Below are 22,246 nucleotides of genomic sequence, written 5' to 3'. Positions count from 1 at the left end.
TGTGCCATTGACCAGGCTGCTTCGCGCGAGAGGAGCCAAGCTTTGAGAGCTGTTACATTCGGTGTGCTTTTCTTGTCCGGGTTGGTTATTGTGATCGCTGTCGCTGCAATGGTATGGAGTGCGTTACCCATATCGGTGGATAGAAAGAGCGCAGATCCCGCCGTTATTTATGCCAATACCTTGGCTGGCGATTTACCCGAATTTCAGGAAGGTTATTTTGAGTTCGAAGGTCGCCAACTGCATTACGTTGAGGCAGGGGAGGGCGACCCCATTGTATTGGTCCATGGGTTTCCGTCATATTGGTATTCCCTAATCAGACAAGCTAACGATCTTCGACGGGATCATCGGGTCATCTTGATTGACGGACTGGGGGCGGGTCGATCAGATGCTCCTAATAACGTCGATGCTTACAAACTCGATAAAATGGTTGCACATTTTCGAGCGCTGCTTGATGAGCTCGGCATCCAGAAGACTCACTTGGTGGGCCATGATTGGGGGGCGGTGTTTGTCTATGGATTTGCACAGCGACATCCGGAAAAAACATCTACCGTCACTGGTATCAGCAGCCCAACGTTAACTGTCTTGCTAAAGCTATTAGAAACGAATGCGCGTCAACAGGCCATCGCTGAATATATCGAACGGTTTAAACAAGCAAACTCACCGCTGCTTCTGGCGCTCGGGGTACCAAAACGTATTTGGGAAAACCCATACAAGCAGCATGTTGACAATGGCTTGCTAACGCCGGAAGAGGGTAAGCTGTTCCGCCGTGCATTCTCTGACGCCAGGCGTATCAACGCGCATATCAACTGGTATCGGGCCAATATTCCAGCCTATACGGATATCACCGAAACCGATTATTGGCCAAGTCAGGGCGCTTCGATTACGGTGCCGGCACTCTATATCTGGGGCAGCAAAGACCACATACTGCTCCCGGAAATCATTCCACTGATGAGGCAAATAGCTCCCAATCTTCACGTGATTAAGTACGAGGGAGTAGGCCATTGGCCTCACCTCCAGCGTAGTGAAGAGGTGACGGCAGCGATCCGTAAACTCGTTACAGCGGAACATTCCAGGGATGAATAATGGTTGCTTGGTTCTAATAACCGACCAAGATCGGCGTTGTGATTACTCCTCAAGCGCATAGGCGATCACATAGCCACCCTTGCCATCTGCGCCTTGTGAGTCTACGTAAGTCCCGCTCACGGGATCCCTCGGGTAGCGCCAACTCGGGTTGGGTACTGTAACGATCAGGTACTGCCGGCCTGTTTTCTTGGATTGATACGTCATGGGTTGGGATTGGCTGTTTCCAGGTAAGTCTGCCGACCACATAACCTCGCCGCTACGAACATTAAAGGCGCGCACGGTGCTGTCCATCGCTGACGCCATAAAGGTGAGGCCGCCTCGAGTGGTCAGAGTGCTACCTTGCACGGCAACGCCGACATCAAACGGAAGCCCAGAGCGTATACCGAAAGGCCCGGCTTCTTTCATACTGCCTAAAGGGCGGCTCCAAAGTAACTCTCGAGTATTCAAGTCGATCACCGCGATCCTAGACCAGGGGGGCTCAAAACACGGAACGCCGGTACCCAAACGCGACATGAAGGGTTGTGGCATACCGTAATAGCCGATGCGGACATGGTCGTAAGGGTCATTTGGGTCCGGATCACGAGGCTCTGGTATGGGGGCATCAGGGTCCATTCTTATGGCCGGGTGCCTCGGCCCCAATAAGAACCTTGCAACAGGACCCGCTTTAGCGACTTGCTCAGGTGTGAATAATACAAGCCGGTGGGCCAACAGCATGGGAGTTGCTATTAATAAACCGTTGTCTGCGTCTACCGAGACACTGCCCCAATTAAAACCGCCAAAATTACCCGGGGCGATCAAGGTTCCGCCGGTTAGCAAGGGCCCGGCGATAGTGGGCGGCGTATACATTCCGTCGTAACGCATCATCTTATATTCAATTCGACAAACCAATTGATCGATTGGAGTCAGCCCCCACATATCTTTCTCATGTCTATAGGGATGGAAGTCGGGCAGAGCTGATACGGGCTGAGTCGGGGACAGGTATTCACCTAACTCCGGGGCTTGCGGGGCGGGGCGTTCGTCCATCGGAAAAACTTGCGTACCGTCACGTCGATCTAACAGGAAAATATCCCCCATCTTAGTGGGCACCGCCACTGCAGGTACGCGTTCTCCCGCTCGATCAACATCCACCAGCACGGGCTGCGATGGCAGATCATAGTCCCAGATATCATGGTGCACAGTCTGGTACTTCCAGCGCTCGGCCCCGGTTGCAGCGTCAATAGCGACAATGGTGGACGAATACGCATCATCGAAAGGTCTTCTTGCGCCACCAAAATAATCGGGTGGAGAGTTACCGGTGGGGGCGAACACCAAGTCAAGCTCCGAATCGTAACTCATTACTGTCCAAACATTGGGTGTGCCGAGTGTGTAGGTTTCGCCCTCAGCAGGTTCACCATGTTCTCCGGGGTTACCAAGATCCCATGCCCAGGCGAATTCACCGGTCAAAACATCGTAAGCACGAACCACCCCTGAGGGCATACCGAGTTCTTGCGTGTCAGCCACCATGCCGCCAACCACCAGTACGTCATCCGCAACCAAGGGGGGCGCTGTCACCGAATACTGGCTGTCGTGGGTAATGCCCATGCCTTTCGTTAAGTCGACCTCGCCATTTATCCCGAAGTCACCGCAGCGCTCACCCGTTATGGCGTTGACTGCAACCAAGCGGGCATCCAGTGCGCCTATCACAATACGCTTTGGGCAGGCGCCGGCGTACTCTTCCGGTGCCTCATGGTACCCCACCCCGCGACAGGTTTTGGTGTACTGATTCTGTATAGACAGTCGTATTTTTGGGTCAAAGCGCCAGATTTCTTCACCACTATCACTGTCCAGTGCGATTACAATATTATTCGCGGCGCATACATACAAATGGTTATCCACTTGCAGCGGTGTTGATTTAAAAACTTCACTGACACCTGTACGGAAGCGCCAAACTTCTTTTAGTCTGCCAACGGTCTCTGTATTGATTTGATCGACTTCGGAAAATCGCGAGCCTCCAGCGTCATTGCCCCAGTGCCGCCAATCGGTTACGGGCTCGGACGGTAAAATCTCGCGCACTGTACCGCTACCACTGTACTCATAGTCCTGTACCGCAGCGATCGACAGCACCACCACCGTGGCGGCACAGGGAACAGCTAACCAGTATCTGGTGCCGGCGTCTAACTTGACTGCCACTTTGCTTTCGCTCAATGACTTGCTATACCAGGGCAAGAAGAAAAACCCCGCCAAAACAAACCAAAAAGCAAGGCGTGGCAACAGCGCTAAAAAGTAGCCGTCAGCTTCGTACACTGACCACACCAAGGTGATGCTCAACAGGGCGCCGTAGAGCTTGGCCGCGACGGGTTTACGCCGCACGATTAACACGGCAATGGTGATAACTGCAATACCGGTGAAAACGTAATACAAACTTCCGCCTAAATAGGCGAGATAACTGCCCAGGGAAAAGAGAAGCAAACCCGTTAGTGATAACACGAAAACAAAAAACCAAAGCATAATTTTGGATGGCATGAAACTAAATAACCCCACTCATTAATCTCTCCTAGCTGGATGGCATCGAGCCTTATGCATTTGTAATTATTTTTTGTTGTAGTTAAGTGCAATATAATATCCAAAATGGCCCATTTTGCAACCTAAAAAGCCTTTTAAGTTGATTTTATTGTAATTGAGGTGATAGATTGGGTTCGAGTGGCCATCTGCTCGACAGGCCAAAAGTGTAGTTGGACTGATTTTGAGCGATAAAACTTAACGGGTAGACGAAAATGCACCGCAGACAGTTTTTAAAACTCTCAACCGCAGCGGTGGCAACATCCACCTTGCCTGGTTGTGATACGGGACCAGAAAAGTTTCCTGTAATGCTGGCCCCCGGTTTTACCGACAGCGGCTTCGGCCCGGAATCGACCGCCGAAGAGGTCACACAAGAGTTGGACTTGACGGGAAAAAACGTGCTCGTGACAGGGTGTAATTCCGGGCTTGGTTATGAAACCATGCGCGTATTGGCACTACGTGGTGCCCATGTGATAGGTACTGGCCGTACTGTTGAGAAAGCAACCAATGCGTGTGCAAGCGTAACAGGTAATACTACACCGGTTGTTTTAGAACTTACGGATTTTGAGTCTATCCTTAATTGCGCGAACGACGTGCTTAAGCTCGGTATACCGCTAGATGCACTCATTTGCAATGCGGGAATCGCCGGCCAACAAGAAAAGCAGATTGTTCACGGCATCGAAAAAGCCTTTCTGGTGAACTACCTGGGGCACTTTTTACTCGTGAATAAAATCATTTCGGCTGTAGAGGCATCAAAGCAAGGTCGCATCGTACACGTTAGCAGCACCGCAGCTTACACACGCCCATCGGCGGCTGGGATCCGGTTTGATTCGCTGGGCGAAAGTAATGGCGGCGTTGAGTACGATCCCTGGGAGTATTATGGTCAATCGAAACTCGCAAATGCACTATTTTCGCTGAAGTTGGCCAATAAATATCAAGGTACGAGCGTCACGTCCAACGCACTCCACCCAGGCTTCGTCAGAACTAACATTGCCCGCGATGCGGATTGGTCAACCAAGGCAATGTTTAACGTTCTTGGGCTGTTTATAGCCAAAAACGTAGGGGAGGGCGCCGCCACCACGTGTTATGCAGCCAGTCACCCAAACATGGCTAATGTCACCGGGCAGTTTTTATACGATTCTAATGTGGTCACTATAGGTGGCACCCATCATCTTGAAAATAATGCCTTGGCCGATCGCCTGTGGGAATATTCTGAGAACCTCCTGGGTGAATACCTCGGTTAACCACACCATCGTATCTTGTTGTCCAAAGTGCGTCGAGTACAGCTCAGGCACAGGGAGAGTTATGATCCACATAAACCTTTCGGTCAACAGCACGATAAATGATGCGATAAGGTTTAAAGCAGACTTCCCGGTGCTATTTAATCCCCTGCGAGAAAGCTCCGCCGGGTAACGCCTCAACCTGGCGATTACCCAGCGTCAAAATTTTGAGCGATGCCATGATTTCTGGCATTTACTCGTAGCTTTTGACATCTTGTATAACTGTTTTGGCCCCACCGTTTTGAGTAATGATCATGGGCTCTTGTTGGCTGGCGAGCTGGCGGACGACCTCTGCTGCATGAGACTTCAAGTAGCATATCACTACACCTGATTACCCTTCCTACAATCCATTGACTCAGGCACCCGGGGCGGGACCTGTCTAGCCCGAGAGTTTTCCGCCTATTGTTCGACTGCTACCTTTATATACGTCACTGATAGGCTGCAGCTTGGTCTGGTTATAGCGCAGTTCAGATGTCCGGGATCGGCTCGCCCATAAGTTTTTTTAGATTTCAATGCCTTATCAGTTACCTTCCTAAATGCGACAAGTATTTGACACATTCCACTTGTGCGGCTGGTCTTCTGCTACCTGTGTCATTTCTTGTCGAATCCCGGACTTCTTTCCAGAATTTTTCCTCCCAGTGCTTATCCACAAAAAAATCAGTGGCAAGTAATTCATTGAACTACACTCTAAGCATATCTAGCAGTATTGATAGAGTGATGGCCGGTCATGTTAAAGCTTGTAAGATTCTCAGTAGTTCTTTCGTCAATGACATTCTCAATTTTGGTTGATGCCAGTGATGTGGCCATTGGGGTGGGAATAGATTCTCGATACATTAGCGAGGGACGCGATAATACAGATAAAACGGCACTGAAATACATGGAGGTGACGACCGATGATGTCGCCGGTTTCTCGTTGGGCTTGTGGCACGGCCGGTCTAACTTCGAGGACTATCATGAGACCAATCTGAGCGTGTCGAGAGAGTGGGGCCTGACAAAATGGGCTTCAGTGGGCTTGGACTATACTTACCTCGATTTTTCTGGTGATGAACCAAGCGATCACGAGGTATCTTTGTCTTGGGTAGTGGAAATTACCACCAGTCTGGCGCTAGACGTAACCTCAACGTACAGTGAGGAAAGTGAAGGCGTCTATAGCACGGTTGGTATAGCTTATATAACCGGGATAAAGAATTTTGAGTTCTCGCCTTACGCCTCTATTGGTATAAACAACGACTATGTCGCTGATGAACACAATGGTGCGGACCACTATGCCGTTGGGGTTGAATTAAGCTATTCCCTGGAAGAATTTTCTGTGGGCGGCCATATATCGGCTGTCGCCCCAATCGACGAGGAGCCTGGGGATACACTGGTTGAATCAACTTGGCTGGGGCTTAACGTCAGCTATAATTTTTGAATACTGTGCCGTGCATTGACTGCACTTTTATGGGGAGGTGGCCTACGGCAAGGAACGGTTATCTACAGTGCCTTCTGGAATTCATCCAGGGCAAGCTCACTGGGAAGTAGGGCGAGCTATTGTGCTTTCTGGAACAATTGCGAAAGCTTTGCAAGCGCTGGATACATTAAAAAATACACATTTTTTAGTATAAGTTTTGCTCAAAACTAGCTTAAATGTGATTTTTTTCGAAAATTCTATATTGAGAAAAACTATTCCTATTTATTTGTGTAAATAGACACCTGTTACTATGCTCAGGTAAACGTTCAAAGAACGGGTTAGATATGGGTCTTGCTCTCCGGGATGAGCAGGCGGTGTCTTCGCGTGCATTGAGTCCACTTACGGGTTGGGGACGCTAACACGATTTTGAAAGCAGTGGTATGGCTGGATCAGTTTTTACTTAAAAGTCATACACCTAAATATTCGGTATGGTAACCACGTGTTAAGGTTTGGTATATATGTTACGTACACTTCAGTCAAAATTAATCGCCGGCTTGGCTCTTATGGCAGTGTTGGTGCTTATATCTTCCGTTGGTGGGTTATGGTCCGTATTTTTGCTGGAAGAGCAGATCAATACCATAACCGATGAGGCCGGCCCCACTATTGAAGAAACTGATGACCTTATCGCGGCGCTGTGGGAGTCTGCAAAGGTAGCGAATGAAATACTTGCCAGTGAAGATATTGAAGAAGTGAAGGTTTTGGCTGAGGAGCTTGAACAATTATCCGCTTCATTTGTGATTACATCCGATACTTTAAAAGATATTGTTGATGAACCGAGATATATTGCTCTTATTGACCAGGCAATAACCGAACATACTGAGTTTAATGATCACTCCAAGAAAATGATTGAATCGCATATCAGTGAGCTTGAGGAAGAGTTGAAAGCTAAATCTTTACTTGAGGAATTTGATTCTCAAGGTGCCAAGCTGATTATCATGCTGGATGAGTTTGCTACGGAAAATGAACAGGAAATGCAAAAGGCAGAGAACGAAGGTGATGCCATTGTAGCGCGTAATGGCTCGGCAAAATCTGTGAACAAGGTTCTTGGTGAGCTTTTTGAAAAAGACTATCCCGTTGTTGAATCCTCTCTCAAACTTCAACGCTTGGTTGTTGAACTGCAAGACACTTCCGGGGAGTATTTGGCAGAGGAAAATCCTGATAAATTGCCGCAAATTAAAGAAAATTTTGACGAGCTAGTGGAGTCGACGAAGCCGTTTTTTGAGGTGTTGAAGTCATTGGCTGAAACCAGCGAGGATAGGCAGGATGCCAAAGACTTGGTCGCAGCTTTTGACGATTGGATCAATTTAGCAAACTCAGATGAAAGACTGTTTGATTCATACCGCGATCAGCTCGACATGGAATACAAAGCCGATTTCTACACGGAAGAGCTGGAAAAGGATGTCGACAATGCAGACGCCGTGTTGGAGGAGGTCGCTGAGACTTCAGATAAATTTATGGACAGCGCTGATGAGACCGCTGCCGGTGTAGTAGCTGCTGCAGTTACTGAACAGGTGATTGTAGCGGTTATTTCGTTGACTGTCAGCGTGGCGATGGTGGTTATATTTATCAAGCTGCTGGTCAACCCATTGAAGGAGCTTGCAGCGCGTCTACGCGATATTGCGCAGGGTGAAGGTGACTTAACGCAAGTAATCAATGATACTTCAAATGACGAAGTCGGTGATTTGGCGAAAGCTTTTAATCTGTTTGTCGATAAAATACGGCAGCTGATCAAGGAAATATCCGTTGCCAGTGAAAAGATGAGCAGTTCTGTTAGCAGTATGGATACCTTGATCGAATCAGTGTCTCAAAATGTCAGCTCACAGAGCATAGAGACTGATTCGACGGCTACAGCCATTAATGAGTTGTCTGCCAATGCGCGGGAGATTAACAACAATATTCAAAACGTATTTAACTCTACATCAAGTGCAAATAAAGAAGCCCAGCAGGCGAAGTATGTGGTGGAAGAGTCTGTAAACGCCATTCGCACCCTCGCCGGGGATATTGAAAACAGTGCGGAGGTGATTGAAAAACTCAGTAACGATGCAAACAGTATCGGTTCTGTGCTCACTGTCATTCAAGGGATAGCCGAACAAACCAATCTGCTTGCACTAAATGCCGCGATTGAAGCCGCCCGCGCAGGCGAGCAGGGACGAGGGTTTGCTGTTGTGGCTGATGAGGTCAGAACCTTGGCCGCACGCACGCAAAACAGCACCGAAGAAATACAAGTGATGATCGAAAGCCTGCAGTCGGGTGTCTCGAGTGCCGTGAAAAGTATGGAGCGTAGTCAGGCCAACAGTAATACCAGCGTCGCCAAATCAGTGGAGACAGGCGGCTTGCTTGACAACATCAGCGCTTCCGTTACCGAGGTAGACACTATGATTGCGCAGATAACCACCGCTGTAGAGCAACAATCTGAGGTTACAAACGACATTAACCACAGTATCAATACCATCGTAGGCACGGCTCAAGAGACATCCTCGGCGGCCGAGAAAACGACTGAACACTCCAGCGGGCTGAAGGCTCTCGGCCACGAGTTATCCGGCCTGGTGCAACAATTCAAAGTTTAAAAGACAGTCGCCTGGGGTGTCTCTGGTTAACGCACAAGGCCCCTTGGTCCCCACAAAAACACACCCTGGAGCCAAGCCGTATCGGCGGCTGGCCAGGGTTACCCGCCGCCACCGGAGTCTGGCAGACAACGCTAACGGAAAGCGGCCAGCTCGGGCTGCCGGTACGTTCCAGTACCCCCAATCCTGGCAGGACGTCCTGATTGGCACAAAATTCGGGATGTCTTTGCTCCTACAAGGTCCCGCCACCGTCTTTTCTGGATAAAGTAAAAAGCTAGTTATATCAAAGTGTTACTGTTATTTTGTTGAGTCCATAAAGGGCTTGTCGACATGTTTCAAAAAACACTTGAAAGACTTTTATTCTATTATTACCATGGCAAAAATATTTTTACCTTGGCAATAATGGCTGTAATCACTTATGGAAACATTTATGAATCCAAGCCACCTTCTTTTCGAAGGTGCGGAGTTGCTGGCTGCCGGAGAGCTGCTCGTGGTCGCTCTGGCTTTTAAGCGCCAGTTGATGAGGCGTCAGCGGGAGGACCTGCGGGCGGAAAACAACCCGGGCACGCTGCTCGTATTTGAAACAAGATCAGGACGACAAATGGATATCGATATACGAGGCGATGAGGCGGCGTTGATTGAGCGTTACGGTGCCGGCGAGGCCGCCGCTGATGCCTCCACCATGGAAGTTGTCTGCGAATCGCCCCCCAAGAGGCAGCGGGGCCGTCCGAAGCTTGGTGTGGTTGGGCGCGAAGTGACCCTGTTGCCGCGACATTGGGCATGGCTGGATGAGCAGCCGGGGGGCGCCTCAAATACACTCAGGCGCCTGATAGAGCGGGAGCGGACGTCGAATCAACATCAGGACCTTGTACGTCGATCCCAAAATCGAACTCACGGGTTTTTATCGGCTATTGCCGGCGACCTGCCCGGTTTCGAAGAGGCAATCCGTGCGCTCTATGCCGGGGATCGCCAGCGCTTTACGGCGGCCGGCCAAGCGTGGCCAAGCGACATCGGATACTATGCTTGCCGGTTTGCAGAGCAGGCCTTTTTGCGTGAGGCGGACACCGGTGATGCGGTCTTGTGAGCCTACGCGTTGTGGTCTCCCGTCGGGCAAGTGGCGGGCAAGACTCCTGATAAAGCGCCCATCCCTGGGAACCATAAGGGGTGGCAGTACAAGTGTACCGACTACCCCGTTCCGTGTTCTTATTGCAGACCAGGACTAACTGGAGGCTACTCTGCCATGGGAGGTGAGGGCGTTGGCGCCGGCGGCACCTACCACGGCACCTGCAAAGATCTTGGCAATGTCGATAAAGGCCGCCCTTTGTTGCTCAACTAACTCCACGAGTTCGGGGTGTCCCTGTTCTACGCCACCGAAGCCAACCAGGCCAAATATCCCGAAAACGACGGCCAGTATCGCGGAAACCCCAAGCGTCGAAGTAAAAAGCATACGAAAAAAGGCGGTAACCTTCGATTCGGGGTCTTCTTCCGTAATAGGTCTTCCGGGGGCATACTCATTAATTGATTGAAACGCGTGCCGGGGCATCACCGCGCTTTTCTCCGTTTCTTCCGTTTCTTTCGTTTCTTTCGAGGCCAACTCCAACGACCGATTTTCGATCTGGGTTTTTATCAATGACAAATGATGCGAAATCATATTTTGAATATTTTCATCGATAGTGACTGGCATTGTCGATTCTCCCTATATTTGCGTCTTCGCAATAACGTTATTAAAAAGTTCTCCCTGTATGATGCGCCCCGCAGTTATCTATCGGCGGCTTTTTGATCGCTCCGCAAGCGGCGATCGGCTAAGCGCGATCCTGTTGGTAAACGTTGATTCGCTTTCGGAGCAGGTCAGGCGAAAGTCTGTGTATCCACCCATTCCTGGCTGAAAATGGTCCAGAAATCGAAAGCCATACCTTCCAACACGTAGTCGTACGAGAGCCATCCATAGCCGTTGTCGCCCCAACTGGTGCCCCAGGAGTTGCGGATTTTTATCGCCTTTTTTGCATCGTCGTAGCCAACGGCCAACACGGCGTGTCCGCCGCTGATCGCTGTGGAATCGTCCGGTAGGTGTATGACGCCAGTCCCCACGCCAGCTTCGAAAACAGCCTCTGTTACCCAAAAACCAAACGCAGCCGGAAAACCGTCTGCGATACAACACTTAACGTTTTTAAGCGTTTCTTCGCCGCCGTTGACGCCTGGGGCGTCAAGGCGCAGGTAGTCTATAGACTGGAAGTTTTGGGCCATGGTATAAATGAACGCATCCGGTTCATCGTCAAAATTCTCGGTATCGTAAGGCCACCACCTCTCCGGCGGAGCGCCAAAAATTTTCATCGCCTTAATCGTATCGCGAATAAAAGCACCGCTGTCCCCGAGGCCTCTCTCACCCATCAGGTTTCTTGTGACTTTATACAGAAAAATGCGGGAAAGATCCGTATTCCTGCTACTAGCTGATTTGATCAGGTACTCGATCAGGCTGATAACGGCATTGGCTGTACAGCTTCCCAGCGTTCGTTGGTCTTCTATTTCTGTAAACAGGACGTGGGCTAACTCACAGCTAGCGGGTAGCGATGCTTCTTCCGGCGAAAGTAAAAAGGATTCTTTGGCGGATGTTATTTTTTCCGAAAGAGCCTGGATAGTGTGGGTCAGATTATTATCCTTGTTGACTCGTGCCACTGAAATATCGCGTCTATCCGGTAGATCTTTTAAACAGCCCAACCGGAAAGTCCCGCCGCCTGTTCGACGACCATAAGGGTTGGAATGTCGTCTCCGCCGTTGCGATGGAGTGGGTGGCTTTTGATCGCAGGTAGTGTTTTTCATGGTTGTTACTCCTGAGTAACGAGATCAGTCTTGGCTGACTCTGAATGGATTGGCGACAGGTACTCCGGGGCTCTCTCATCTGTGCCGGCCGTACAGTCGCCGAGCTGAGTCACCAGGTTTGGTTTTTGGGTAACGAGGTAGGCGCAGGTACCGGGCAAAGCGACTACCCCGGTAGCGGGATTTGGCGGCGTGTGGATCGTTTGCAGCAGTTTGCCAACCTGCTCAGGCAAATCCCGTTGGCCGGGCGGTAACGTGAGTTCGGCACCTATGGCGTCGGACTTGATCACATACTGCACTTCATTCGGTCCCTGGCTTGATACTTTCGTCAGTACCTGAGCCAGGGTTGCGGGTGATGTGCCGGAATTTATGGAGCCGCCTTCGTAGCCTATCTTGAACATAACCGGCCCTTTATTGTCGGTAATCCGCATATCTATTACGATACTGTCGCCGACCAGGGCTGCCGCCTCGACAGCCTGGCCGTCGAAGTAGGGGGCTATCTGGCCGGTGATATCCGTATTGTCACCAGCGGCTAAAGTTCTCAGGTCGCTTCCGGATACAATAAAGCGGACTTGCTTCGGCTTTACTTTTCCGTCTGCAACCGCAAGGGTGACTTTGTCGGGATAAATGTGTTGAATAGCGGGCTTGGGTTTCGCTTGAGCCAAAATTGGCAGGCTGGAATAGTTGTAGTGGCCAAGCAGTTTGGCCCGTAGCTCATTGCATCTGGCCTGTAAAAATTGATTGTTTTGCCGGCCTGTGTCTTTCGGTTCTTCTCCGCAAGCATTACGTAGCGTTTTTTGTACGTCGGTTAGCTGCTTTGTTGACAGCAGTTTTCGTTCCGGCAGAAACGGTATATTGAAACGGTTCTTATCTATTGGCAACCACCTGTGGGTATTGACGAACTGCAATTTCGGCTCCAAGAGACAATAGTGCTCTAGATCATCGTGCGGCTTGCAGGACTTTACAAAAATAGGTCGATAATGGTCATCCTTCTCGTCGACTATATCTATAGCCAATAAAACCGGTATTGTCTGGCGTTGCAGGCGCCAGGCGGAGCCTTCTCGCCCCGCGGCGGCGGCGAGGAATTCAGGCCCTACTTCGATGCCAATCACTGAATTACCATGGGAAAAAACGTTGACGTTGTTGCGTTTATTGCGGGAAGCAAAGTCCAGGCGTTGTTGTTTGGAGAAATCCACATAGAACTCAGCGGCTTTTTCCAGACCGGCGTTCTGCAACGCCGCCGCCAACATTGTCGTTAGATGCAGTTGCGTCAACTGCCGATTTTTCAGATCCAGTGTCTGCCCGTAAGAAACCGGTGATATAGCCGTCACCGTTACTGCCGATGGGTTGCTGACTACATCAGCATGGCTGTCATGTTGCCAGTTGGTTTTTAGGCTGTGGAGCAATGCCTCGTGATTTTTACAAAGTGGTGCTAGATTTTTTTCCTCACAACCTTCACCGACCTGATAGGCAATGGCTGCTCGCAGTTCTGCCGGAACCGTTGAGTCTTTCAGGTAGTTTAGTGTTGTTTTCCGGGTTGCCCTTTTGTATATCAATTGGGGTTGAATATTGACAACGGCTTTATAGTTTTGCCGGGTACGCCACCCCGGATTGACAGAGACCATTGCCACCCCAAAAAGCGCATTCCCCACATTCTCACCACCCAGGGTGGTAAACATGGCTTTGTGAAAGTTATTGGTTGCTGCCTGTGCAATCGCCTCGTGGTCGGGGAGGGCCGGGGAGCCGCTCAAGCCGCTTATGTCATTGGTGGAGTAGGGGGTAAGTAAGGCCTCTTTTGCTTGAAACGGCAGTGATTGGATACGGCTCAACGCCGGTACGTTATCCTCGGGCAGACCGGGGTGGAGGGTATCGGCAGCCGGGCTTTGCGGGGCGATCCGGTTCAAATACTCGCTGAAACATCCATTGCGCCGGGCCAGCGCTTGCGAGTTTAAGGCACTTATCTTATCGGTGTCTTGCAGGGTGGCGGCAATCGCCAGTTCACTGTCGGCTGCGTTCAGGCAGATTCCATAATTTAGCCTGGCCTGCTCCATAAGAAATTTCTGTTCATTGTCTATACGACTTTTCTCGTTGTCGCTCAGTGCCGCGGTCTGGACTGCAGAGAACTTTTGTTTTTGCGCATCGAACAGACCCTTGCTTACCGAGTTGGCCTGGGTTGACCCGGCCAGCAGTACCGAGGTTACCCGTTGGGTGTGCCGCGCAATACCGGCGTTGATTTCAGATTTTGCGGTGGCATAAAAGCTGTCGGCATCTTTCTTCAGATTAAATTTATAGTGATCCTTTTTCCTGCTCAATATCGGTGAGGAAGCGGTGGCAGTTCCCCACTCCGCCAGCAGCGCTTCGGCGTAACTGATATCGGTCTGCGACACCGTGGTGCAGGCTGTCAGCGTCAAACCGGCCAGTAGGCCGACCCATCTCGAGGCACTATCGCAATGCTTAATCATCGGCATTCCCCTTGGTATCGTTGTTTTCGGCGGGTGTGAGGTCAGTATCCGATCGCCCGAGGCACTGGACAAGGCCGTCGTAGTTAAACGTAGTTAGGGGCGTCCGTGGGTGGGCGGGCCGTAGTTAAACGTAGTTATGGAGCGGATGCTTTTCCCTGCACAGTGGTTATGATCGGATATCGAGCTGAAAACAAACGGACAGGCTTCGAGGGGCTGGGAATGGAAAATCGCTATGTTACACCCACCGGGCATCTGTTAAACGCGGTGGCCGATACCTATGATATTCGTGATCTTGTTTACCAGCCCGCGCTTATCGCAGTCAGGGACGCCTGGCCGGCACCGACGGGTATTCAAATACTGGATCAGGGCGGTGAAGGTGCCTGCACCGGTTTTGCCCTGGCGGCCGTGCTCAATCTGCTGGATGTGCGGCGCCGGCGCGATATTGGCGCCGCCCCCAGGGGTCCGGTAAGTGCGCGTATGCTCTACGAAATGGCCCGTAAATTTGATGAATGGCCCGGTGATGAATACGCCGGCTCCAGCTGTCGCGGCGCTATTCGCGGCTGGCAGAATATGGGGGTCTGTACCGATCGGGAGTGGCCCTATGAGGAGAATCGCCCCGGCGACCTGACCCGCAGCCGCGCCGTTTCGGCGCGGTTCAACAAACCCGGGGCCTACTATCGCCTGCGACCGCGGTTGGCCGATTATCACGCCGCCATCAACGAGGCGGGAGCCATCTATGTGTCGGCGCGAGTCCATGCCGGTTGGTATGAGCCGGACGCAGAAACAGGTGCGATTCCATACGCCGTCACCGCTGCGGGAGGCCACGCTTTCGCCATTGTGGGTTACAACCAGGAAGGCTTCTGGGTCCAGAACTCATGGGGTAAACGCTGGGCTAAAGCCGGGCTGGCCCTGTGGCGCTATGACGACTGGCAGACCCATGTGATCGATGCCTGGGTGGTGCGGTTTACGGTGCCGACACCGCGTTTTCATGCCGATGCTCACTCTGCGGTTGATGACGGCCGCCCGGTGCAGTTTGGTCGCCGCAAAGTCCGCCGCAGCGATATCGCCGGGCACTTTGTTCACCTTGATGATGGCGAATTTCACCCGACCGGGCCTTACTTCAGCGAGCTCACCGATGTGCAGGAAACGGCGCAGTACTTGAGGGGGCAGGACCGCTACCGACACCTGCTGCTCTATGCGCACGGCGGACTCAACAGCACCAAGGCATCCGCCCGACGTATCGTGGCGATGAAGGATATCTACAAGAAAAACGGTATCTATCCGTTCCATTTTATGTACGACACCGGGTTGCTGGAAGAGATAAAGGACCTGGTGCTGCGCAGAAGCGCCGACCCAAACCGGGTAACCGGGTTTGACGACATCTGGGACGGTGTTGTGGCGCGGTCGGTCCGGGTACCGGGCCGGGCGATATGGCGGGAGATAAAGCGGGGGGCCGCCAAAGGCTTTACGGCTGGCGGCGCCGGCACTCAGGTCCTGCAAGCCATCGTGGATTTGCTCCAGGGCGACTGGAAGATACACCTGGTCGGGCACAGCGCCGGCGCGCTGTTGCTGGCCTATCTCCTCGAGCGGCTGGGCGCGGGGCCGGCGTCGCGACGCATCGCCACTTGTTCGCTAATGGCCCCCGCCTGTACGGTGGCGGATTTTCATCAGTACTACAGGCCATTGCTCGGGACTGGCCGCGCAACCTTCGGTATCGATGATATGACGGTCTATAACCTCAGCGACAGACTGGAGCGAGATGACAGCGTCGCCGGCGTCTATCGGAAATCACTGCTTTATCTGGTCTCCACCGCTTTTGAGGCAAGCGGAAACACGGCGCTTTTGGGTATGGAAAAATACAGCACCGCCTTACACGGTTCCGAATTGGAGTTTATCTACAGTGAAGGTTCAGGCGGGGCTGAGCCCCTGACGCACAGTGAAACCCACAGCGGTTTTGATAATGATCCCGCCACCATGAACAACATACTGATGCGCATGTTGGGTTGCTGTCATCTCCCGGCGGTGCATTTTACTCGAGAAATATTGGACTATTAAATAATGTCGACCCAAGATACCAATACCAATGTACCGGCCGTCACCGTTGTTGGCGGCGGCCTGGCAGGTCTGACAGCTGCGCTGGAGTTAATCGAATGCGGCTTTTCTGTGACGCTCTACGAGGCGAGTGATCATCTCGGCGGCAAGGCGGGCAGCATCCGCGACGGGCGCGTTTACGACGGCGCAATGCAACCGGTCTATGATCAGATAGCAAACAGCATACCCTCGGATCACGGTTACCACGTTTTCCCGCGTTGGTATGTCAATATGCGCCGATTGTGGACGCGGGTGGGGATCACGCCGCAACAGGTGTTTGAGGGTGGGGATTACTACCAGTTGTCGCGAGGGACCGGTTACGATTTTAAGCCACCGCGCCCGAGACAAGAACGCGAAGCGTTCAGTGTGATGGACCTGGTTACCCGTACAGATGCAGAGGTCAACGATCTCAGTTTCCGCGGCTTTCTGTATTCGCGCTGTTACAACGGCCTGGAGTCGGTCAGTCTCAGGGCACTGTTTCTCAACGCACTGTCCATCGAGGAGTACGATATCAGCTCCAGGGTAGTGCGCAATCTCTTTTGCCAGTGGTACCCCGTACTTAAGGAAAAAAACTGGGCGGCGCTCAAGGGTAGTCTGGATGAGATACTGATTGCTCCGATGGAGAGCACTATCCGCCGCCGGGCTGAAGAAAAGGGGCTGCAGTTTCAATTGCATTATCACCATCGGCTGACGAAAATCACTGCCGAAGATGCACCGATGGCGATCGAGATTACCGATAACAAAGGCAGCACACGGATTATTGATCGCGGCCCGGTGGTGCTTGCCGTGCCGCTGGAGGTACTGCGCAGCCTGCAAAGTGACACCTTGTTTGCAGCCGAACCGGCGCTTGCCAATCTCAGTTATCTGCGCGCCCATCAATTTGGCGCTATCGATATCTATTTCAAGCATAAACTGCCGAAAGTGCCGCAGGATCACTTTGATCTGCTGGGCTCCACCTACAGTCTCTCCGCTTTTGATATCTCCCAGCACTGGGACAGCCTGAGCGGATATCCCGGCACGGTCTTACAGTTTGTGGCGGGAAACTGCAGGCGCCTGCAGGGCCTGTCGGAGGTTGGTTTTATGCATGCGCTGGTGCGTGAAATTCGGGAGTACCTGCCCGCCGCCAGGGCGTCGGAGATGGCGTTTCTGGTGCCGCACCCGAATGCCGATCAGCCGTTGTTCGTCAATGATGTAGGCACTTGGGAGCTGCGGCCGCAGACCCAGGGCGAGCAGTTTTACTTCGCCGGGGATTTTGTCCAAAACGATACGGACATCACGTCTATGGAAGGTGCGGTGCGTTCAGGGATGAACGCCGCCGAGGCGATTCGCCAACGCTATGCGCCTCACGTAAAACCGGTGGTTATTCTGCCGCCGGTGGCAATACCGGAAGAGCAGTTGATGAGGTTACGCTCCGAGCAGGTGGGGCCGGGCAGAATAATGACCTTTATGAAGTATCGCCTGCCCGAACTGCTCGATGGTATGTGAGTTTATCGAATACCCATTTGCGCACAGATTTTTAGATACGCTTCCTTTTCCTCAATGCCGTACTGTGGCCAGAGCCGCGAGGTAACAGAATAGTGATAGAGCGATAGCGGTCGGGCACCGAGGGCAATGCATTTTGCAATAGCCTCCTCGACCTTATCGATTCGATGCAGTTTGAACCAGGCAAAGCCTATTATGATCCAGACGAAATCCACGCTGGTCAGGCGGTCGCTCAGCAGCATGGTTTGCACGGCGGCTTCAAAACGGCCTGCCGCCACCTGGGTGGCGCTGAGCATATAGTTAATAAAGGGCTGACGCCTGTCGCCCGGCGCGAGGCGCGCTGCATACTCGCAGATTTCAAGCCCTTTGTCTGCCTCGCCAACCTGGGCCGTAAGGTAACCCAATGCCGCCACATAGGCGGCATTACTCGGTTCCAAATCCACCGCCTGCCGGACCCAGTCGCGAGCTACCGTCAGCGGTTTGGGCGCAATAAAAGCGACCATACCCATGGAGTACAATACCGCCGGGTTGTCGGGCAGAAGACGGTAAGCGGTTTCGGCATGGGCTTTTGCAGTGGGGTAGTCCTCGGGGCCGATGCCGCCCCACAACATACCCGTGCCCATGGCGTTGGCAATACCGGCATGGGCGAGGGCGTAATCCGGCTCGTGTTCCAATGCTTTGTGGAAGCAATCCAGCGCCTCTCTCAGCGCCGGTATCGGCGGGTCTACGAACAACTTGTACCACCCCAGCTGCCAGTATCGCCAAGTGGCGTAATTATCCGTTCGCGAGCCATAGTCGAGGGATGTCATGACGATTCTGGGCTGCAGCCGGGCGCAGATACAGGTGGTGATCTCGTCCTGTACATCCCAGATTTTGTCAAACTCGCCCTCGAACTTGTCTGCCCAGAGCTGTTGCTCATTGACCAGGTCTGTGAGCATGGCCGTCACCCGCAACTTTGCGCCGCAGCGGCGGACACTGCCTTCCAGCGCAAAGCGCACTCCCAGTCGTTCACGAATCGTGCGGTGATCGGTCAGTGTACCGGCGTAGGCATTGCTTGCCGTGCGCGAGATAACAAAAAGCTCCGGCACACGCGACAGTAAAGTGATGATGTCTTCGGTGATACCCTGGGCCACGTAATTCACTTCCCGATGTCCTGTCAGGTTGGTTAGCGGCAACACCACAATCGAAGGTTGGTCGGGCATTGGCGCGGCCAGGGGGGGAGGACCGGCGGAGGCCCTATCGCCCGCTGCCAGGTGAGCACGAATGTTTGTCTCCAGTTCGTCCAAGTAGTGGCTGTTGTGTTCCCGCCGTACCAGTGACGGCTGCTGCTCCAGTAACTGGGCCAGCGCCGGTGTCGCGGTGGTGTCGGGGTTGCGTGATACGACAATGGTTTTGCCGAGGTGACAGGCCAGTTCCAGTTCCCGCTGGCAACGGGTGGAGCTGATCAATGCCGCCGACTGGTACAACAAACACACGCAGGCCCGTTCGATGACCGTGGCTACGGTATTTGACCATAGCGGGTCTTCCGCGAGGCTGGTGTCCCACCAGAGATTCAGGCCTCTGCCCCGCAGCCAGAGCAGCTCCTCATAGAGGTTTTCTCCATCGCGCATAGCGTAGATGACGAATACCAGTGGCGGGTAGTCGCTGTCCGGATCGGGTGTGTCCGTGGTCGCGGCGGGAACGGATGTTTTCAGGCGCTCGAAGCACATGTCTTTGAAGGCTTGGTCCGATAGTCTCAAATCGTCGGCATCGACGGGAAACAAATTCAGGATGGCGCTCCAGCGCCGTCTCGGCACAGGATAGGACTTTAGCTCCGGATGGAGCGACTCGCGTGCCAGTGCATAGTTGGAGTCTACGTGCTTAAACCAACCTTCCACGCCGTGCACACTGATCTTATCGCCACCGGCAGTCATGGAGTCGGCCAGCGCCCGTCGATTGCGAAGGGTGGGGTTTAGCCCGGAATCCAACAGGGCTTGCAGTTTGACAGTCGTTAAAACAGAAACTGTTCTGTCACGCTGACCTCGGGTCATGGTGGCTCCTTGAACGTATAAAATTAGACGAATCTCGCCCACAGTCACCGTGAAAGCGGAGAGAACTGCCGGTATTGGTGAGTACTTGTCGGACTAACCGGGATGCTTATTTCGTCTTTTAATTTATATGCATATTATTTGTGCTATAAGCCTGTCATCCTGACAGAGATAAGTAATACTATTCCATGTGAGTTATCGTTTTTATGGATTTTAAATAATATATAAAAAGGTTAGTTATAGTTAAACTGATATTTAAAAAATGATACTTATAGTCGTCATGTGATGACTGTCGCAACCCCGCCAAAGCCCGCTTGCTCCCGATTAGACGGTGACTTCGCCAGGCTTCAGCAGCCACTGTATTTTAGCAGCCACTATAAGGTCGATTTAGAATAATACGCAGGCCTCTTTTTTTCCCTCAGTACTAAAAACGGCATTTTTCATTGTTGGCCGGTTTTGCATTGTTTTTTTGCGAAACCGGCACTTGCCTATACCGTATCTATCGGCCTATCGTGGCAATCGGTTAACGGATATGTGGTGTTTTCCACCACTTTGACGACAGGGGAAAATCAATGGGAATCGTCAATAGGATCTTTAATATTGTCAGTAAAATCCCTTACACCAACACGTTCTTAAACCGGTACGCTACCAACCGCATATGCACTATCATCAAACCCCGCCCCAGGGCATTTAGTCTGTGGTCGCACCAGCCCATGCCGCGCGGCAGCACCCCGACCCCGACCGGTTACGAAGAACAGGGGGCTGTCGGCGACTACACCACCTGGCCGATGTTGACCAATCGCCTTTATTTTGCCAGACATTTGCCTCCGGCTGATCCGGGTTATACCACCCAATTGCCCGAGGACCGGCCATACAATCCCGACACGGGAGCAACCGGTGCCGTTACCGCCTTGTTCCGCAGAGAGGGCTCGATGAAGCCCAGTCGTTCCTCGTTGTTGTTTATGTTTTTCGCCCAATGGTTTACCGACAGCGTGCTTAGAGTCGACCCCGGTGACCGCCGCAAAAATACCTCTAACCACAATATCGATCTCTGTCAAATTTATGGGCTGACAGAGACCGCCGCAAATGCCCTGCGCTCAAAACGCGGCGGCAAGCTGCGCAGTCAACACATCGATGGCGCGGAATACCCGGACTATCTGGGCACCGTCGACGCCGGTGGCCACTGGCAGGTCAAGGAACACTACCGGGTGCTTCCTTACACGAGCGATGAGAGACTGGCGCAAATTTTTGGCGCCTGGCCGCAGGACCGCAAGCACAAGCTCTATGCCACCGGGCTCGACCGGGGCAATTCCTCGATTGGTTATGTGGCTATCAGCACGTTGTTTTTGCGCGAACATAACAGAATATGCGACGAGTTGCATAACAGATATCCTGCCTGGGACGATGAACGACTTTTTCAGACCGCGCGAATGATCAATACCGTTATTCTGATGAAACTGGTCATCGAAGAGTATATAAACCATATTGCCGGGCTCAGGCTGTTCAAACTGGACCACACTTTTGCCGAACGACAGGCGTGGTACCGAACGCCCTGGATCGCCCTGGAGTTTGATCTGCTGTATCGCTGGCACGGTTTGATTCCCGACCAGATAGTAATAGGCGGGCGAAACTACGATCATCTGCAGTACCGGGTAAACAACGCGCTGTTTGAAGCCGCCGGGCTCGGCAGTGTTATTCAGGCGGCTTCCGTCCAGGCCGCCGGTGCCATCTCGCTGCAGAACGTTCCCGAGTTTATGTTGGGGGCCGAGTATGCGACGGTAAGGATGGGGCGGGACTTCAGGCTGCGTCCCTATAACGACTACCGGCGGCAGTTTGGTTTCAAACCCCTGTCCCGGTTTGATGAGTTGACCGATGACGCGCAATTAATCGACGCGTTAAAGGGCCTTTATAACGATGTTAACCAAGTGGAGTTTATCGTCGGAATGTTCGCGCAGGGGAGTGTGGGGGAGGGGTTGTTCGGTGATCTGCTCAACGCCATGGTCGCCTATGATGCGTTTACGCAAATCTATACCAACCCCTTACTGTCACAGAATGTTTACAACGCCCACACCTTTTCAGATTATGGCCTGCAGTTGATTGAAAAGACCACATCCCTGGCCGATCTCGTCCATCGCAATCTCGCGGATAGCGATGAGGTTGCGGTGCGGTTTGCGGTGTAACGGGTTGCATGCCATGTCCTGCACGGCTGCGCTGGCGCACCTCGGACTGCAGTAGTCTTCGATGCCAAAAGCCTGACACTTTGATGTTGCGCACACGCTTGTCAGCGTAATCCCAATACAGACTGTGATCGGCCTCACGCACTTTTCTGAATGCGGGTGATACGCTTCACGCCGGTTAGACAACGTTGTCTATTTTTGGTTTGTCTAACCTAAAAATCTAGAAGAAATTTTATAAATTACCCTAGATGGCGTGTCTATTGCTCAACCTTGCCAGC

14 protein-coding genes are annotated in these 22,246 nt (G+C 52.4%); 8 read left to right on the top strand and 6 right to left on the bottom strand.

The window, feature by feature from the left end:
• Positions 1–42 precede the first annotated feature (42 nt).
• On the top strand, positions 43–1,083 hold the full coding sequence (locus tag FKG94_RS10050) for an alpha/beta fold hydrolase (RefSeq protein WP_142904080.1): 1,041 nt from the start codon (positions 43–45) through the stop codon (positions 1,081–1,083).
• Between the two features lie 42 nt (positions 1,084–1,125).
• On the opposite strand, the gene FKG94_RS10045 is transcribed toward FKG94_RS10050, so the two are convergent.
• Complete coding sequence (locus tag FKG94_RS10045; RefSeq protein WP_218943492.1) at positions 1,126–3,603, bottom strand: outer membrane protein assembly factor BamB family protein; 2,478 nt, start codon at positions 3,601–3,603, stop codon at positions 1,126–1,128.
• A gap of 233 nt (positions 3,604–3,836) precedes the next feature.
• Here FKG94_RS10045 and FKG94_RS10040 point away from each other — a divergent pair, with 233 nt between their 5' ends.
• A complete protein-coding gene (locus tag FKG94_RS10040; protein ID WP_142904079.1) occupies positions 3,837–4,865 on the top strand; it encodes an SDR family NAD(P)-dependent oxidoreductase in 1,029 nt (342 codons plus the stop codon).
• A gap of 229 nt (positions 4,866–5,094) precedes the next feature.
• On the opposite strand, the gene FKG94_RS10035 is transcribed toward FKG94_RS10040, so the two are convergent.
• A complete protein-coding gene (locus tag FKG94_RS10035; protein WP_142904078.1) occupies positions 5,095–5,223 on the bottom strand; it encodes a type II toxin-antitoxin system Phd/YefM family antitoxin in 129 nt (42 codons plus the stop codon).
• A gap of 405 nt (positions 5,224–5,628) precedes the next feature.
• Here FKG94_RS10035 and FKG94_RS10030 point away from each other — a divergent pair, with 405 nt between their 5' ends.
• The 3 genes from FKG94_RS10030 to FKG94_RS10020 all read left to right on the top strand — a co-directional run bounded on the left by FKG94_RS10030 (position 5,629) and on the right by FKG94_RS10020 (position 9,999).
• On the top strand, positions 5,629–6,312 hold the full coding sequence (locus FKG94_RS10030) for a hypothetical protein (RefSeq protein ID WP_179957576.1): 684 nt from the start codon (positions 5,629–5,631) through the stop codon (positions 6,310–6,312).
• Between the two features lie 497 nt (positions 6,313–6,809).
• Positions 6,810–8,918 carry a methyl-accepting chemotaxis protein gene (locus FKG94_RS10025; protein WP_142904076.1) on the top strand — a complete coding sequence of 703 codons (2,109 nt, stop codon included), beginning with the start codon at positions 6,810–6,812 and terminating at the stop codon, positions 8,916–8,918.
• 427 nt (positions 8,919–9,345) lie between these two features.
• Complete coding sequence (locus FKG94_RS10020) at positions 9,346–9,999, top strand: DUF2239 family protein (RefSeq protein ID WP_218943491.1); 654 nt, start codon at positions 9,346–9,348, stop codon at positions 9,997–9,999.
• 135 nt (positions 10,000–10,134) lie between these two features.
• On the opposite strand, the gene FKG94_RS10015 is transcribed toward FKG94_RS10020, so the two are convergent.
• From FKG94_RS10015 to FKG94_RS10005, 3 genes are all read right to left on the bottom strand, one after another.
• Positions 10,135–10,599 carry a hypothetical protein gene (locus FKG94_RS10015; RefSeq protein ID WP_142904074.1) on the bottom strand — a complete coding sequence of 155 codons (465 nt, stop codon included), beginning with the start codon at positions 10,597–10,599 and terminating at the stop codon, positions 10,135–10,137.
• Positions 10,600–10,763: 164 nt separating this feature from the next.
• Positions 10,764–11,732, bottom strand: coding sequence for a C1 family peptidase (locus FKG94_RS10010; protein WP_142904073.1), 969 nt, complete (start codon positions 11,730–11,732; stop codon positions 10,764–10,766).
• A gap of 5 nt (positions 11,733–11,737) precedes the next feature.
• A complete protein-coding gene (locus tag FKG94_RS10005; RefSeq protein ID WP_142904072.1) occupies positions 11,738–14,191 on the bottom strand; it encodes a hypothetical protein in 2,454 nt (817 codons plus the stop codon).
• A 219-nt stretch (positions 14,192–14,410) separates the two neighbouring features.
• On the opposite strand from FKG94_RS10005, the gene FKG94_RS10000 reads away from it, so the two are divergent.
• Both FKG94_RS10000 and FKG94_RS09995 read left to right on the top strand, forming a co-directional pair.
• Positions 14,411–16,246: a C1 family peptidase gene (locus FKG94_RS10000; RefSeq protein WP_179957575.1), complete on the top strand. Its 1,836-nt coding sequence runs from the start codon at positions 14,411–14,413 to the stop codon at positions 16,244–16,246.
• 3 nt (positions 16,247–16,249) lie between these two features.
• Positions 16,250–17,767, top strand: coding sequence for an FAD-dependent oxidoreductase (locus FKG94_RS09995; RefSeq protein WP_142904070.1), 1,518 nt, complete (start codon positions 16,250–16,252; stop codon positions 17,765–17,767).
• A 2-nt stretch (positions 17,768–17,769) separates the two neighbouring features.
• On the opposite strand, the gene FKG94_RS09990 is transcribed toward FKG94_RS09995, so the two are convergent.
• Positions 17,770–19,794, bottom strand: coding sequence for a tetratricopeptide repeat protein (locus tag FKG94_RS09990; RefSeq protein WP_142904069.1), 2,025 nt, complete (start codon positions 19,792–19,794; stop codon positions 17,770–17,772).
• A gap of 569 nt (positions 19,795–20,363) precedes the next feature.
• On the opposite strand from FKG94_RS09990, the gene FKG94_RS09985 reads away from it, so the two are divergent.
• Complete coding sequence (locus FKG94_RS09985) at positions 20,364–21,971, top strand: peroxidase family protein (RefSeq protein WP_142904068.1); 1,608 nt, start codon at positions 20,364–20,366, stop codon at positions 21,969–21,971.
• Positions 21,972–22,246 lie beyond the last annotated feature (275 nt).

The sequence above is a fragment of the Exilibacterium tricleocarpae genome (genome assembly GCF_007004655.1).
In the GTDB taxonomy this organism is placed as follows: domain Bacteria; phylum Pseudomonadota; class Gammaproteobacteria; order Pseudomonadales; family Cellvibrionaceae; genus Exilibacterium; species Exilibacterium tricleocarpae.
The sequence above is the reverse complement of the archived record's forward strand: the minus strand, read 5'-3'. Positions and strand labels throughout refer to the sequence as shown.